At 69.3% G+C, this 15,906-nt stretch carries 12 protein-coding genes; 6 read left to right on the top strand and 6 right to left on the bottom strand.

Going from position 1 to position 15,906, the window contains the following annotated elements:
* The first annotated feature begins 104 nt into the window (after positions 1 to 104).
* The 4 genes from AB0N89_RS28005 to AB0N89_RS27990 all read left to right on the top strand — a co-directional run bounded on the left by AB0N89_RS28005 (position 105) and on the right by AB0N89_RS27990 (position 5,734).
* On the top strand, positions 105 to 890 hold the full coding sequence (locus AB0N89_RS28005; RefSeq protein ID WP_364210088.1) for an IclR family transcriptional regulator: 786 nt from the start codon (positions 105 to 107) through the stop codon (positions 888 to 890).
* A gap of 154 nt (positions 891 to 1,044) precedes the next feature.
* Positions 1,045 to 3,483 carry an FAD-dependent oxidoreductase gene (locus tag AB0N89_RS28000; RefSeq protein ID WP_364210085.1) on the top strand — a complete coding sequence of 813 codons (2,439 nt, stop codon included), beginning with the start codon at positions 1,045 to 1,047 and terminating at the stop codon, positions 3,481 to 3,483.
* Positions 3,480 to 4,625 carry an N-methyl-L-tryptophan oxidase gene (gene solA, locus AB0N89_RS27995; protein ID WP_364210082.1) on the top strand — a complete coding sequence of 382 codons (1,146 nt, stop codon included), beginning with the start codon at positions 3,480 to 3,482 and terminating at the stop codon, positions 4,623 to 4,625. Before AB0N89_RS28000 ends, solA begins: the two co-directional genes overlap by 4 nt.
* A complete protein-coding gene (locus tag AB0N89_RS27990; RefSeq protein WP_364210079.1) occupies positions 4,622 to 5,734 on the top strand; it encodes an aromatic ring-hydroxylating dioxygenase subunit alpha in 1,113 nt (370 codons plus the stop codon). The genes solA and AB0N89_RS27990 overlap by 4 nt, the downstream gene beginning before the upstream one ends.
* Here AB0N89_RS27990 and AB0N89_RS27985 read toward each other — a convergent pair.
* From AB0N89_RS27985 to AB0N89_RS27975, 3 genes are all read right to left on the bottom strand, one after another.
* Positions 5,731 to 6,363: a dTMP kinase gene (locus tag AB0N89_RS27985; protein ID WP_364210233.1), complete on the bottom strand. Its 633-nt coding sequence runs from the start codon at positions 6,361 to 6,363 to the stop codon at positions 5,731 to 5,733. The two genes, AB0N89_RS27990 and AB0N89_RS27985, sit on opposite strands and share 4 nt — an antisense overlap.
* A gap of 83 nt (positions 6,364 to 6,446) precedes the next feature.
* Entirely contained in the window at positions 6,447 to 7,214 is a 768-nt protein-coding gene (locus AB0N89_RS27980; RefSeq protein WP_364210076.1) for a hypothetical protein, read from the bottom strand.
* Positions 7,211 to 7,780: a papain-like cysteine protease family protein gene (locus AB0N89_RS27975; RefSeq protein ID WP_364210230.1), complete on the bottom strand. Its 570-nt coding sequence runs from the start codon at positions 7,778 to 7,780 to the stop codon at positions 7,211 to 7,213. Before AB0N89_RS27975 ends, AB0N89_RS27980 begins: the two co-directional genes overlap by 4 nt.
* 355 nt (positions 7,781 to 8,135) lie before the next feature.
* On the opposite strand from AB0N89_RS27975, the gene AB0N89_RS27970 reads away from it, so the two are divergent.
* The gene (locus tag AB0N89_RS27970; protein WP_364210227.1) at positions 8,136 to 9,104 is read left to right on the top strand and encodes a hypothetical protein; all 969 of its coding nucleotides are present in this window, start codon (positions 8,136 to 8,138) and stop codon (positions 9,102 to 9,104) included.
* Positions 9,105 to 9,267: 163 nt separating this feature from the next.
* Here the strand turns inward: AB0N89_RS27970 and ahcY are convergent, their stop codons facing one another.
* Positions 9,268 to 10,740, bottom strand: coding sequence for an adenosylhomocysteinase (gene ahcY / locus AB0N89_RS27965; RefSeq protein WP_364210073.1), 1,473 nt, complete (start codon positions 10,738 to 10,740; stop codon positions 9,268 to 9,270).
* 92 nt (positions 10,741 to 10,832) lie between these two features.
* Here ahcY and AB0N89_RS27960 point away from each other — a divergent pair, with 92 nt between their 5' ends.
* Positions 10,833 to 13,127, top strand: coding sequence for a hypothetical protein (locus tag AB0N89_RS27960; RefSeq protein ID WP_364210070.1), 2,295 nt, complete (start codon positions 10,833 to 10,835; stop codon positions 13,125 to 13,127).
* A 44-nt stretch (positions 13,128 to 13,171) separates the two neighbouring features.
* Here the strand turns inward: AB0N89_RS27960 and AB0N89_RS27955 are convergent, their stop codons facing one another.
* Both AB0N89_RS27955 and AB0N89_RS27950 read right to left on the bottom strand, forming a co-directional pair.
* Positions 13,172 to 13,867, bottom strand: coding sequence for an LPXTG cell wall anchor domain-containing protein (locus AB0N89_RS27955; protein ID WP_364210067.1), 696 nt, complete (start codon positions 13,865 to 13,867; stop codon positions 13,172 to 13,174).
* A gap of 224 nt (positions 13,868 to 14,091) precedes the next feature.
* A complete protein-coding gene (locus AB0N89_RS27950) occupies positions 14,092 to 15,612 on the bottom strand; it encodes an amino acid permease (protein WP_364210064.1) in 1,521 nt (506 codons plus the stop codon).
* Positions 15,613 to 15,906 lie beyond the last annotated feature (294 nt).

The following is a 15,906-nucleotide window of genomic DNA, read 5'->3' as shown; positions in this document are numbered from 1 at the left end:
AGACGAGACGTGCTCTGCGCAACAATCAACCCGGAGGGGCCGGCGCGTCAAGGGATTCGCCCACTCAGCCGAACGAATCCCGGCGAAACGGCTACTGTTGCGTCATGCGGAACCAGGACGCGGGGAACGCAACGCCCAGTCAGGTGCAGTCCGTCGACCGCGCGATCAGCGTGCTGGAACTGCTGGCGCGCAACGGGGAAACGGGGATCACCGAGATCGCGGGCGAGCTCGGCGTGCACAAGTCGACGGCTTCCCGGCTGCTGAGTGTCCTGGAAAACCGCGGTCTCGTCGAGCAGCTCGGGGAACGCGGCAAGTACGCGATCGGCTTCGGCGTCGTCCGGCTGGCGGGTGCCGCCACCGGCCGGATGGACCTGGCGAAACTGGGCAGGCAGACCTGTCAGGGCCTGGCGGAGACGCTCGGCGAGACGGTCAACATCGCGATCGCCGACGACGGGGTCGCGATCAACGTCAGCCAGGCCCGCGGCTCGGCCGCGATCACCACGCAGAACTGGACCGGCCAGCGCACGCCCCTGCACGCGACGTCCAGCGGGAAGGTGCTGCTCGCGTACATGGGCGACGGTGAGCGCAAACGCTTGCTCCGGCGGAAACTCGAACAGTTCACGCCACGGACCACGGTCGATCCGGACGAGCTGAGCACGGAGCTGGAGCGGGTCGCCGAGGACGGGTACGCGGCCTGTTTCGAGGAGCTGGAGCTGGGGATGCACGCGGTCGCGGTGCCGGTGCTGGGCCCCGGCGGCGACGTCGTCGCCGCGATGAGCGCTTCCGGTCCGTCGTACCGGCTTTCGAAACAACGGGTGCGGCAGATCGTGCGGCCGCTCGCCGAGGCCTCCGCCGATCTTTCGGCGCAGCTGGGGTATTTCGCGGACTGAATCAGGGGACCTTTTCGGGCTCTTGACAGCGCGCCCGCACGTGCCGCACTTTGTTGCTGAAGACGGAACAACGTGCCTCATCCGCAACACGCCTGTCACCCCGATGCCCGTGTCCTTTGTGGACTTACCGGGCAGGCAGGAGGTTCCCCGCACCATGCCCCCTGGACCCCGCGTCGTCGTGATCGGCGCCGGCATCGTCGGCTGCGCGCTCGCCGACGAGCTCACCGAACGTGGCTGGACCGACCTCACCGTGCTGGACCAGGGCGACCTGTTCGCCACCGGCGGCTCCAGCTCGCACGCGCCCGGCCTGGTCTTCCAGACCAACACCTGCCGGACGATGACCGAGTTCGCCCGCTACACCGTCGCCAAGTACGGCGCGCTCGACCTCGACGGGAGCCCCTGTTTCCGGCGGGTCGGCGGGCTGGAGGTGGCCACGACCCCTGAACGGTTCGCCGATCTCGAGCGGCGGCACGGCTGGGCGACCGCGTCCGGGGTCGAAAGCAGGCTGATCGGGCCGGGCGAATGCGCCGCGCTGCATCCGATGCTCGATCCGGCGAAGGTGCTCGGCGGGTTCCACATCCCCTCCGACGGCCTGGCCGAACCTCTGAAGGCAGCCGAGGCCCAGGCACGCCGCGCGATCGGGCGCGGCGCGAAGTTCCTCGCGCGCCGGAAGGTCGTCGGTGTCGAACGCGCGGGTGGCCGGGTCACCGGCGTGACCACCGAGACCGGCGGCTTCCGCGCGGACGTCGTGATCTCGTGCGCCGGGATATGGGGCCCGCTGCTCGGCGAACTGGTGGATCTCCCGATCCCGCTGGTCCCGATGGCGCACCAATACGCGCGCACCGGTCCCCTGCCGTCACTCGCCGGGGTGACCGAGGACGCCACCCGGCCGATCCTGCGGCATCAGGACGCCGACCTCTATTTCCGCGAGCACGCCGACCGGATCGGCGTCGGCGCGTACGGGCACCGGCCGATGCCGTTGCCTCCCCGGGAGATCGGCTCCGGCGAGGGCATGCCGTCGGAGCTCGCGTTCACGCCCGCGGACTTCGAGGAGTCCTGGGCCGCCGCCGTCGACCTGCTCCCCTCCCTCGGTGAGACCAAGGTCGAGGAGGGCATCAACGGCCTGTTCTCCTTCACTCCGGACGGTATGCCGCTGCTGGGCGAGCATCCGGATCTCGACGGGTTCTGGGTCGCCGAAGCCGTCTGGATCACGCATTCGGCCGGGGTCGCGAGGGCGATGGCGCGCTGGCTGGTCGACGGGCAGCCCGGCGCCGACCTGCACGGCTGCGACCTCGCCCGGTTCGAGCGCGTGCACCTGGCCCCGGACTATGTCATGGCGCGCAGCTGCCAGAGCTTCGTCGAGGTCTACGACATCGTCCATCCTTTGCAGCCCATGGAAGAGCCGCGGCCGCTGCGGACGAGTCCCTTCCACGACCGGCAAGCGGCACTCGGCGCGTTCTTCCTCGAAGCGAGTGGCTGGGAACGGCCGCACTGGTACGAGGCGAACGCGAATCTCCCCGAGATCGGCCTCGTCCCGGAGCGCAACGACTGGGCCGCGCGGTACTGGTCCCCGGTCGGCGGCGCCGAAGCGCTGGTCGCGCGAAAACGGGTCGCGATGTTCGACATGACGTCGTTGAAACGCGTCGAGGTCACCGGTCCGGGCGCGTTGCCGTTCCTCCAGACGATGACCACGAACCAGCTCGACAAGAAGCCCGGTTCGGTCACGTACACGCTGCTGCTCGACGAGGACGGCGGCGTGCGCAGCGATCTGACCGTCGCCCGGCTCGGCGCCGAACGGTTCCAGGTGGGCGTCAACAGCGCCATCGACGTCGACTGGCTGCGACGGCATCTCCCCGGCGACGGCGCCGCGCAGATCCACGAGACCACACCCGGCACCTGCTGCATCGGGCTGTGGGGCCCGCTCGCCAGAGCGGTTCTCCAGCCACTGTCCACAACGGACTTCTCCCACAAGGCGATGGGGTACTTCAAGACGAAGCAGGCTTACGTCGGCCTGGTGCCGGTGACCGCGATGCGACTGTCCTATGTGGGCGAACTCGGCTGGGAGCTGTACACGAGCGCCGAACTCGGCCGCGAACTGTGGGACACGCTCTGGGAGGCCGGGCAGAGGCACGGCGTCATCGCCGCCGGCCGGGAGGCCTTCTCCAGCATGCGGCTCGAAAAGGGCTATCGGCTGTGGGGCACGGACGTCACCGCCGAGCACGACCCGTACGAGGCAGGGCTCGGATTCGCCGTGCGGAGGGACAAGGGGTACTTCATCGGGCGGGACGCGCTGGCGGGCCGATCGGAGGAAACGGCCACCAGGAAGCTGACCTGCCTCACCGTCGACGATCCGTACGCGGTGGTGATGGGCAAGGAGCCGGTGTACGCGGACGGCCGTCCCGCCGGATACGTCACCAGCGCCGCGTACGGCTACACCGTGGGCAAGAACATCGCGTACGCCTGGCTTCCGGTCGAGTTCACGCGGCCGGGCAGGCCGCTGGAGATCGAGTACTTCGGCGAGCGGATTCCCGCCGTCGTGGCGAGCGAACCGCTGTTCGACCCCGGCATGACCCGGATCAGGAGCGCCGCATGACCCACTACGACGTCATCGTCATCGGCCTCGGCGGGATGGGCAGCGCGGCCGCGTACCGGCTCGCCCGGCGAGGACAGCGCGTGCTGGGCCTCGACCAGTTCGCGCCGGTGCACAACCTCGGCTCCAGCCACGGCGGCTCGCGGATCACCCGGCAGGCGTACTTCGAAGACCCCGCGTACGTCCCGCTCCTGCTGCGGGCGCACGAACTGTGGGACGGCATCGAACGGGACTCCGGCCGGAAGATCTTCACCCGCTGCGGCGGGATCATGCTCGGCGGACCCGGCTCGCGGACCGTGTCGGGCAGCGTGGCCAGCGCCCGGAAGTGGGAGCTGCCGCACGAACTGCTGGACGCGGCGGAGATCCGGCGCCGGTTCCCGACGCTGAACCCGGCGGACCACGAGATCGCGCTGTACGAGGAGAACGCCGGCTTCGTGGTGCCGGAAGGCAGTGTGGCCGCGCATCTCCAGCTCGCCGCGCGGGCCGGGGCGGAGCTGCGCCACGAGGAGAAGGTCCTTTCGTGGTGGCAGACGTCCACCGGGGTCCGGGTCGGGACTTCGCAGAACCACTACACCGCGGAACAGCTGGTGATCTGCCCCGGCGCCTGGGCACCGGGACTGCTCGCCGAACTCGGCGTCGGCTTCACGATCGAACGTCAGGTCCAGTACTGGTTCGCGCCGTCGGGCGGGGCGGAGCCGTTCCGCGCCGAACGGCATCCGATCTACGTCTGGGAGGGCGAAACCGGGCGTCAGTTCTACGGGTTCCCGTCCCACGACGACGCCGGGAGCGTGAAGGTCGCGTTCTTCCGCGGCGGCGAGACCTGCACGCCGGAGACCATCGACCGGACGGTGCGCGCCGAAGAGGTCGACGAGATCGCGGAGTTCGTCGGGCGGAAGATCCCGTCGCTGCCCGGCGCGTTCCTGCGCGGGGCGACCTGCATGTACACGAACACCCCCGACGAGCATTTCGTCATCGCGCGCCATCCCGCGCACGAACGCGTGGTGGTCGCGTGCGGATTCTCCGGGCACGGCTTCAAGTTCGTCCCCGTGGTCGGCGAGGTGCTCGCCGACCTGGTGGTGGACGGCACCACCGAACATCCGATCGCCCTGTTCGACCCGGCCCGGCTGACGGGAGCGGGAAGATGACGCGGACCTCCAGCCTGATCCCGACGCTGGGCGGCGGTTACTACACCGATCCCGCGATCTTCGCGGCGGAGCAGGAAAAGATCTTCGAGCGCCTGTGGTTCTGCGCGGTGCGCTCGGCGGACCTTCCGTCGGCGGGCGACTACCGGACCGTCCGAATCGGACGGGAGAGTGTGCTGGTCGGCCGCGGACGGGACGGCGGGCTGCGGGCGTTCCTCAACGTCTGCCGTCATCGCGGCGCCCGGCTGTGCACCGAGGAGACGGGCACGGTGAAGCGCGCGTTCCAGTGCCACTATCACGCGTGGACGTACGGCCTCGACGGGAAGCTGATCGCGGCGCCGAACCTGGCGAACCTTCCCGGCGTCGACCGCGCCGAGTACGGCCTGCACACCGTGCACCTGCGGGAATGGCTGGGTTACGCGTGGGTCTGCCTCGCCGAAGACCCGCCGTCGTTCGAGGACGGCGTCGAAGGCGCGGTGCGCGAACGGCTGGGCGATCCGGAAGCGATCGGGCACTACGGCCTCGACGGGCTGTCGGTCGGACGCCGGATCACCTACGACGTCAAGGCGAACTGGAAACTGATCGTCGAGAACTTCATGGAGTGCTATCACTGCGCGACCATCCATCCGGAGCTGACCGAGGTGCTGCCGGAGTTCGCCGACGGGTACGCGGCGCAGTACTACGTCGGGCACGGCGCCGAATTCGGCGAGGACGTCGAGGGGTTCACCATCGACGGCGGTTCGGGTTTCGGGCGGCTCGACGGCGTCGCGAACGACCAGGACAGGCGGTACTACGCGATCACCATCCGGCCGCAGGTGTTCGTGAACCTGGTGCCGGACCACGTGATCTTCCACCGGATGTACCCGCTCGCGCCGGACCGGACGGTCGTCGAATGCGACTGGCTCTATGCGAAGGAGGTCGTGGCGTCGGGGCGGGACGTGTCGCGGTCGGTGGAGCTCTTTCACCGCGTCAACGAGCAGGACTTCGACGCCTGCGAACGCTGCCAGCCCGCGATGGCTTCCCGCGCCTACCGCGGCGGCGGGGTGCTGATGCCGTCCGAACACCACATCGGCGAGTTCCACACCTGGCTACTCACGCGTTTAGAGGACTAACCGCGGAGAAGTTCGGTAGCCAAAGCCGTGGTGTCGACACCGGCGACGCCGTCGAGGACGTGCCAAGGCGCGAGCCAGCCCGTCGCGGCGAGTTCGTCGTAGACCACCGAGCACCGCTTCTGGAGCGCGTCGTCGGTCTCGAAGGAGTCCCGCGCGCGGTCGGCGTCGCTCGCCGCGCGGCGCTGGGCGCGGTCGGCGGCGACGTCGGCGGTCACCCGGAGCAGCAGATGCGCGGCGGGCACCGGCAGCCCGAACCGGTCGATCTCCTGCCCCCGGAGCCAGCGCACGAACTCGCCGTCCGCGCCCTGGTGGAGCCGGGCGGCACCGTACGCCGCGTTCGACGCGACGTACCTGTCGAGCAGGACGACGTCGTGATCGTCGAGGCGGGCGCGGATCTCGTCGGCCGCTCCCCGCCGGTCGAGCGCGTAGAGCAGCGCCATGCCGTACACGGAGTCGATGAGGTCGCCGTGCCCGCGGTGCAGCGCTTCCTTCACCAGGTCGGCGTGCACGCTTTGGCCGTACCTGGGGAACGCGATGGACGCGACGCTCGCCCCGGCCGCGTTCAGCGCACCGGTCAGCGAATCCGCGAGTGTGCGCTTGCCGGCGCCGTCCAGACCTTCGATCACCACGAGTCGACCCACCGCCACAGAATAAGGCGAGGTGGTCGACCGGCGGGCCAGACGGGTCAGCTCACGTCCGGCCCACCGGTCCGCTAGGGGGTGTGCCTCTTCGAGTGCAGGAAGAAGCCGGCGACACAGATCAGCAGCAGGCCGCCGAAGATCAGCAGCGGGACGAAACCGGTGTCCTGCGCGTCGGGCGCGGGGCCGCCGTCGCCGCGAGGCATCACCTGGGCGTTGTAGCCGCCGGCCTTGCCCTCCTGGGCGTACGGTGAGTTCGCGAGCATGGCGCCGTACCGGCCGGAGACCGTCTTCTGGTACTCCGCGAGGGTGGCCGTGGCACCGGCCGCGTAACCGCTGGCGCCCGAGTCGAGCAGCGTCACCCGGCCGTCGCGCAGCGCGTACCAGGCGTCGACCTGGGGTTCGTGGAGCAAGGTCGCGCCGACGGGCAGCCGCCGGGCCAGTTCGCTTTCCCGGTCACCCGACGCGATGTTGCCGACGCGCCAGGCGCCGTCGTCACCGCGGACCGACCAGACGGTCGCGGTCTGCCCGTCGGACGCCGTCACCGGGACGGCGACGTACGCGAGTTGCCCGGCGACCGCGCCACCGCCGGCAACGAAGTCCCTCGAAAGCTCGTAAACGGGGAAGGAATCGTCGATCACACTGACCGACGGCGTCTGACCCGAACCACCCGTCTGTGTGAGGAAGCGGCCGATTTCGGCACGCAGAGTGGGGTCGTCGGCAGCCGCCTTCGCGGCCGCGAGATCTTCACTCGACAGGCTGTCCGCGCGAGCTCCGGGCGCCGACATCAGCAGCGCGACCGCGACCAGCCCGGCGAGCCCGAGGAACCGCCGCGCGCTCATCGCCGGATCCCGGTGAGCGTGTGGGTCCAGGTGAACGACTTGTTCCCGGCGTAGAAGTCGTAGGTCGACCAGTTGTAGCGGTTCCCGGTGGGCAGTGGATCCCCCCACGAGACCCACTTCCGGCCGGCGTCGTGGCCGTAGAGGACGTGCATGTGGCCACCACCCGCGGCCCAGCCGACCCGAGTCTGCACCGGGCGGCCCGCCCCGGTCTGCGCCTGGACCTCGGCGAAGGGAATACGTCCCTTGAGGTAGTTCCCCGGGGCCGAGAAGCCGAGCTTGCCGAAGGCGCGCCGGACGTCGCCCAGCGTTCCCGGCTCGTCCGCGCACTCCCGGCGTCGCTCACCGTGAGCGATCCGGCAGAATTCGTTCTGGGTGACGGTCACGCCGTGGTGTGCCGCGATGGTGTTGCCGGAAGCCACCCAGCACCACTGGGACTTCTCCTGCACCTGCATCGCGAGGGCGCCCTGGCGGGCAGGCGGCTGGGGCAGCGCGCTCGCCGGGGTCTGGATCGCCAGCCACGCCACGAGACTCGCGGCGCCGGCGGCGCAAACCCTCCTCGAGAACACAGGCACGACGGGCCTCCTGGTCACCATGGCGAACCAATGTGGTCACAACGGTGAACAGCAGGCTCACACAGAGCAAGATGGGCACTCGGCGGAACGGACCGTTCCGGGGCGTTTCCACACCCCGGAACGGTCACTCTTCCGGGGTCAACCACCCCGAACGGGGGACGTAGTGTTCACAGTGCGCTGCTAACGTGAACGTTCCGCGGTGTTCACGCTCAGCGCACACACTGGTCTGGTGAAGGGACGAGCGGTGACACGAGACGGTGCCGATGCGTTCTCGGCGGGAAAGCTTGCCTCGACTCGGGCTGATGCGTTCTCGGCGGGAAAGCTTGCCTCGAACGAAGACACCCCGACGATCATCGACGGCACGCGCCGTCAGCCGCTCGAATCCTTGCCCAAGGAGCTCGTCGAGGCCCTTCGCAGCGGCGAGTTCCACCACGCGCTCCGGCAGGCGATCGCGTATCGCGGCCTCTCCCTGGCCCGGCTCCGCGCCCACCTCGGGCTCCGCGGTGTCCAAATCGGACAGTCGACGTTGAGCTACTGGCAGCGCGGATTGCGCCAGCCGGAGGTACCCAAGGCGCTCCCGGCGGTCCGCGCGCTGGAATCGGTGCTGCAACTGCCCGCGGACGCGCTCGTCGTGCTGATCGGGCCCCGGACGGCGCGGGCGCGCGGGCACCAGATGGCCGCGTCGTTCCACGACATCCGGTCCGGCGACATGGGTTCGATCGTCGACCAGCTGCTGGCCGAACTGGGCGCGTACCCGTCGTCCAATCGGTACAACGCGGACCTCGAAATGCTGGCGGTGCACGACACGATCACCTTCGACGCCGCCCACCGGCAGGTCGCGCTGCACACCCGGCTGGTGTGCCGGGCACGGCGCCACGGGCCGGACCGGTACGTCACCGTCTACAACGGCGACCCCGGCTGCGACATCGGCGACGTCGAGATGATGACCGCCGAAGGCTGCCGCGTCGGCCGGATCCGGCGCAACGCCGAGGCCGAGACGATGGCCACCGAACTGCTCTTCGACCGGAAACTCGCCGAGGGCGAGATCCACGTGTTCTGCTTCGAGGTCCGCGACGACTCCGGCGCCGCGTCGCCCGGATACTTCCGGATGCTGCGGGACCAGTGTTCGAGCTACCTGGTGCAGCTGAAGTTCGCGCTCGGCGCGCTGCCCGCCCGCTGCACGCGGCAGTTCCGGACGCGCGACGACGCCGTGCCCGTCGAGTCGGAGGAGCTGCCCTGCGACATGGGCGGCGTGACCAGCGGTTTCTTCAGCGACGCCGGGCCGGGGCTGGCCGGCATCGAGGTCGAGTGGCAGTAGCGTCCCATGAGTGGCGGTGACGCGTGCCTGGCGGGACGACTCGCGTGACGGGACGGACGACACTCGTGTCCAGATGGACGACTCGCCGGCCCCGGCCGGCCCGCGATGGGAGTCGTGAGTGGTGAGGACGGTTCCCACTGTCCTCACCAGTCACGAGCTTCACTCAGTACCGGTAGTGGTCCGTCTTGAAGGGACCTTCGACGTCCACGTCGATGTACTCGGCCTGCTCCTTGGTCAGCTTCGTGAGCTCACCGCCGAGCGCGTCGAGGTGGATCTTCGCGACCTTCTCGTCGAGCTTCTTCGGGAGGCGGAAGACCTCCTTGTCGTACTCCTCGTGCTTGGTGAACAGCTCGATCTGCGCGATCACCTGGTTGGAGAAGCTGTTCGACATCACGAACGACGGGTGCCCGGTCGCGTTGCCCAGGTTCAGCAGGCGGCCCTCGGACAGCACGATGATGCTCTTGCCGTCCGGGAAGACCCACTCGTCGACCTGCGGCTTGATGTTGACGCGCCGGATGCCCGGGTAGCGCTGCAGACCGGCCATGTCGAGCTCGTTGTCGAAGTGGCCGATGTTGCCGAGGATCGCCTGGTGCTTCATCCGCGCCATGTGCTCGACGAGCACGACGTCCTTGTTCCCGGTGGTCGTGATGATGATGTCGGCCTCGGGGAGGACGTTCTCCAGCTTCTTGACCTGGTAGCCGTCCATCGCCGCCTGCAGCGCGCAGATCGGGTCGATCTCGGTGACGACCACCCGCGCGCCCTGGCCGCGCAGCGATTCCGCGGCGCCCTTGCCGACGTCGCCGTAGCCGCAGACGACCGCGACCTTGCCGCCGATGAGGACGTCGGTGCCGCGGTTGATGCCGTCGATCAGCGAATGCCGGATGCCGTAGCGGTTGTCGAACTTCGACTTCGTCACGGCGTCGTTCACGTTGATCGCCGGGAACAGCAGTTCACCGGCCGCGGCGAGCTGGTAGAGCCGCAGCACGCCGGTCGTGGTCTCCTCGGTGACACCGCGGACGCCCTCGCCGATCTTGGTCCATTTGCCGGTGTCGGCCGCGACGGAGGCGCTCAGCAGCTGGAGGAAAACGCGGAACTCGTCCGAAGTGTCCTCGTCCGGGGAAGGGACGACACCGGCCTTCTCGAACTCGGTTCCCTTGTGCACCAGCATGGTGGCGTCGCCGCCGTCGTCGAGGATCATATTGGGGCCCTCGCCGTCCCAGGTGAGCATCCGTTCGGTGCACCACCAGTACTCCTCCAGCGACTCGCCCTTCCAGGCGAACACGGGCACGCCCTTGGGTTCCTCGGGCGTGCCGTGCGGGCCGACGACGATCGCCGCGGCGGCGTGGTCCTGCGTGGAGAAGATGTTGCACGAGGCCCAGCGAACCTCGGCACCCAGTGCGACGAGGGTTTCGATCAGGACCGCGGTCTGTACCGTCATGTGGAGCGAGCCCGAAACCCGGGCTCCCCGCAGGGGATACACCTCGGCGTACTCGCGGCGCAGCGCCATCAGGCCCGGCATCTCGTGCTCGGCGAGGCGGATCTCCTTGCGGCCGAACTCGGCGGCCTCGAGATCGGCGACGGCGAACTCGATGCCGTTGCGGGTGTCGTGCCGCTTGGCAACGCTTTCGGGGGTCATATGCGCGCTTCCTCCAAGGTTGGATGACAACGGAACAGTACCGTTGTCGGCTCAAAGCCCACTGAAACGGATTGGAGGCCTTCACCGTGGTCATGCCGGGTCCCGACACCCGCGTCGTCGAAATACGCGTACCCGGGCTAGTGGGCACGAGCGGTGAAAGCCTGCTGGATTCGACGTCGGTCGTCGACGTCGCGGGCGACGGGATCGGCAGGCTGATCCGGCCGTCGGACCGGCTGCGCCGTCCCGCTCCCGGTCCGGTGCTGCCCGCGCTCGGCCGTTCGATCCCGCGCATCCTCGAAGGCTACCTGTGGAGCGGCATGACGTCGGGGGGCGCGGCGAAGGCGACCTGGGCGCTGCTGTTCCCGTTCTCGCTGGCGAACGTCGCGCACTGGATGCTGCCGCCGGTCCCGGAGGGCAGGCGGTTCGCGGCGGCGCTCGGCGCGATCTGCCGGGGGCTGCTGCGGGTGGCCTCGCTCCTGCTGACGATGCTGCTGATCAGCCAGCTCGCGGTGGTCTCGCTCGACCTGTTCGCCGCGCAATGCCTCGCACCCGGTTCGGACTGCCTGTCCGGTATTCCGTCGTTCGTGCGGGATTTCGCGCCGCTGCGGACGGCGATCGGGGTGTTCCCGCTGCTGGTGCTGATCTTCGTGCTCGACCGGATCCCGTCGTCGGACTGGCGATCGCGGAACCGGTTGCACCGCGCGCACAGTTCGAGCCCGTTGCAACCGCAGGACCTGCCGCGGACGCCGGGCCTGCGCACGCTGCACACCGTCGCCGCCTTGACCTGTGTGGCGCTTCCGTTGCTCGGCGGGCCGTTCCGGCTGCCGACGACGACGTTCGATCTGATCGTCTGGATCTGCGCGCTGGCACTCGCCGTCGCGTCGCTGCTGGCCTCCACGGTCGGTTTCTCGGCCGGACCGGTGATCCGGGGCGGGCTGATCGCGTTCGCCGTCGCGCTGGTCGGGATCGCCGTCGTGCGCCGGACCCCGCTGCCCGCCGGGCTGACGGGCGGCGGGCTCGGCGGAGCGGACGGGACGGTCGAGGCGCTGGGCGCGTCGATGGTCGTGGTGACCGTGCTGTTCGCGCTGATGCTCATCCCGGCCGCCTTGTTCGGCCGGTCGGCCTGGAAGCACATGCCGCGACGGCTGCGGCCCTGGCTCGGCGGCTGGGCCGCGGCGCCGGTCGTCGCGCTCGCCGGTCTGCTCGGCGGCGGCTTCGGCGCGGGCCTCGCGGTCGCGATGCGGCAACTGGTCGGCGAGCCCGATCTCCGGCTGCCCGACACCTACGTGCTGGTGACCGTCCTGTGGGGCGCCGGGCTGGCGCTCTCCCTCGTCCTCGGTCTGCTGGGCTTCGCGGTCGCCGTCCCGCTGCGACGGCTGCGGCGCGGCGTCCCGGAGGCCGTCACGCTGATGGAGATCGGCAAGGAGCAGGAAGAGGAAGCGGCCCGCGTCTGGGCGCGTGCCTCGTGGGAGCGCAAGCATCTGCACCATCTCGCGCTCGCCGTGGCGCTGGCGATGGCGGCGGGCGGCGGCGCGCTCCTCGTGCTGCGCTTCGGTTTCGGCCCGCTCGCGAGCTGGTTCACCCCGATCTCGGCGATCGGCGTCTTCGCGCTGGGCGCGCTGGCCGCGGGACTGCTGCGCGTCGTGTTCGCCGCCGCGACGAAACCCACGCGCAGCCGTCATCTCGGCGCGCTGGCGGATCTCGTGTGCTTCTGGCCGCGCGCCGCCCATCCGACCGTCCCGCCGAGTTACGCGCTCAAGGTCGTCCCCGAACTCGCGGACCGGGTCAAGGAACATCTGGCCGATCCGGGCACGCGCGTCGTGCTGTCCGGCTACAACCTCGGCAGCCTGCTGACCGTGCTCGCCGCGGCGCGGGTGATCGCCGATCTCCCGCCGGAGGACCGTGACCGCGTCGGGCTGCTGACCGCGGGCTCGCCGCTGCAGTGGGGTTACCAGCGCGCGTTCCCCGCGATGCTGCCGCAGGCGCAACTGGCCGGGCTGTACGAGGATCTCGACGGCCGCTGGCGCGCGCTGTGCCGCGGCACGGACGTCTTCGGCGGCGGCGTCACGACGTGGCGGCATCGCGTGGTGGGCGGGAAACTGCTGGGCGACGGCTACCTGCCCGGCGGCGGGACGGGCCCGCTGGCCGCCGAACCCGACGAACAAGGCGTCCTGGTGCTCGGCGGCGATCACTGGCTGCCCGACCCGATGCGCGGGCCGACCGGCCGCCACCGCTGGGCACCCGGCGTCCTCAAGCACACGGACTACGTCGCCGACGCCGAATGGGACAACGCCGTCGCGATGGCCGCCGGTCTCGGCCGTCCTCGCCCGAAGAACCCTTGGGGCGAACAAGGATCGCTGTTCGGGGACTTCCCGCAAATGCGCTGAAGGCCCCCTTCGCGAGGAAGAGGGCCTTAAGCGACTGGCTGGTTTCAGTCGGCCTTGCCGCGGCGCACGCGCAGCAGGACCAGGACGCCGGCACCGGCCAGGACCAGCAGGCCACCGGCCCACAGCAGCCAGGCGTTGTCGAAACCGGTGTTCGCGAGGCCACCGCCGTTACCACCGTTGCCACCGACGTTCGGGGCGGGCGCGGCGGTGCTGGTCGGGGTGTCCGACGGCTTCTCCGTGGTGGTCGGAGCGGTCGTCGGCGGCTTGGCCGTCGTGGTCTTCGTCGGCTCGGTCGGCTTCGGCTGCTCGGTCGGCTTGGTCTTCTCGCCGCAGGTGAACCACTTGTCGATGTTCGCCTTGGTGTTGTCGCGGTTGTACGGCGCCCGCAGCTCGGTCCACGGCGGGGTGCCGGCGAGCTTGCGCTTGCCCGGCTCGTAGACGTTGTAGCCGTCGTTGCCGCCGAGGACGACGATCGCGGTCACCTTGACACCCTCGGCGAGGCCGGTGATGTCGAGCTGCCGCTCACCGACACCGCCGGTGAACTTGAAGTCCGAGTCGGACAGGGCCGAACCGCCGGCCTTGACCTGCTCGCACTTGCTGACGCTGCCGGGGATCGGCTTGGCGCGGTCGTCGTCGGAGTGGCAGGCCAGCGCCGAGCCGGCGGTGCCGAGCAGGGCGGCGGTCGCCAGCGCGACGACGGTGACGGCGGAACGGACACGCCGTCCGGACATGATCTGCATTCAGAGCTCTCCTGTACCGATCGGGGGACAAACGAGCAAAGCGCGGTTACCTCTTTCGCGGGATGAAGGTCGACTCGCGGTGTTCTCCACGAGTCCCTTTCACCCGTCAGGGTGAGGCAAGAGTCCGGACGCTATCGCACACCGATTTCACATGGAAACCGGGGCCCCCGAACAAAGCGGCCCACCATCCACAAGGGAATGGTGGGCCGCCGAAACGAGAAAGATCAGTCCGATACGGACTCCGCCTTCTCGTCCTTGTTCTTCTTGCCGAGCAGCGAATGACGGCGGCTGTAGGCGAAGTAGATGACGACGCCCAGCACCATCCACGCGATGAACCGCAACCAGGTCAGCACGGTCAGGTTCAGCATCAGCCACAGGCAGGCGAGGATCGCCAGGATCGGGATCACCGGCACCCACGGCACCCGGAAGGCCCGCGGCAGATCCGGTCGCGTCTTGCGCAGCACCATCACGCCCGCGGAAACGAGGATGAAGGCGAACAGCGTGCCGACGTTGACCATTTCCTCCAGTTTGTCCGCCGGGAAGAACGTCGCGGCGACCGCGACCAGTCCGCCGACGACGATGGTCGCCCGCTTCGGCGTCCCGTTCGCGCCGGTCTTCGCCAGGGAACGCGGCATGAGACCGTCGCGAGACATCGCGAAGATGATCCGGATCTGGCCGAGCATCAGCACCATGACGACGGTCGTCAGACCGGCGAGCGCGCCGACGGAGATGATGTTGGCCGCCCAGTCGACACCGTTGACCGCGAACGCGGACGCGAGCGTCTTCTTGCCGCCGTCACCCGCCGAAGTGGCGAGATCCTTGTAGTTCACCATGCCGACGACCACGAGCGACACCGCGACGTAGAGCACCGTGACGATGGCGAGCGAGCCGAAGATGCCGCGGGGCACGGCCTTCTGCGGGTTGCGGGTCTCCTCCGCGGTGGTCGCGACGATGTCGAACCCGATGAACGCGAAGAACACCAGAGACGCCGCGGCCAGCAGACCGAAGACGCCGAACGAGCTGCTGCTGCTGCCCGCGAACACCGAGAACAGCGACTGGTCCACACCGGTGGCCGACGAGTCGCCGCCGGACTCGGCGTCCGGGATGAACGGGGTGTAGTTGGAGCCCTTGATGTAGAAGATGCCGAGCACGATCACGAACAGCACCACCGCGACCTTGATCCCGGTGATCACCATCGAGAACCGCGAAGACAGCTTCGTGCCGAGAGCGAGCAGCGTCGCCAGCACCAGCACCACGATCAGGGCGCCCCAGTCGACCGGGAGACCGCCGATCTCGAACGTCGTCTTCGTGCCCTTGCCGAAAATGTAGGAGAGCACGGTTTCGAGGTAGGCCGACCAGCCCTTCGACACCGCGGCCGCGCCGACCGCGAGTTCCAGGATCAGGTCCCAGCCGATGATCCACGCCATGAACTCGCCGAACGTGGCGTAAGAGAACGTGTACGCGCTCCCGGCCACCGGGACGGTGGACGCGAATTCCGCGTAACAGAGCGCCGCCAGCGCGCAGGCGATGGCCGCGAAGACGAACGAAAGCGAGACCGACGGCCCCGCGTAGTCGCCTGCCGTGCGCGCGGTGAGCGTGAAGATACCGGCACCGATGACGACGGCGACGCCGAAGACGGTCAGGTCCCACGCGCTCAGGTTCCGCCTGAGCCTGGTCCCCGGTTCGTCGGTGTCCGCGATGGACTGCTCGATGGACTTCGTACGCCACAGACCGTTTCCGGGCACCCTTGACCTCCATACACCTGACTGCGGTTCATCGGACCTTATCGCCCGGTCGTGCCGGCAGCGCGGTGGGAGAGCAACGAAGTACCCGGAGGTCGCGCCGGTAATCGGCGGAGTACGGACAGTTGCGCCGAACGGCGGTCGCGGGGGCTTGAGTGTCTCTGCCCGTGACGTCGAACGTCAGGAATCCTCCCCTGCCCCGATGTCATGAAAGGGTCGTTCAGGACGAAAAACGTCCTGAACGACCCTTTCATGACACTCGAAAGCGCCCGGGACCGAGAGCGCAGACTCAGCGCG

The organism is Amycolatopsis sp. NPDC089917 (genome assembly GCF_040684635.1).
Classification (GTDB): Bacteria; Actinomycetota; Actinomycetes; order Mycobacteriales; family Pseudonocardiaceae; genus Amycolatopsis.
This window is presented reverse-complemented; position numbering and strand designations above follow the sequence as displayed.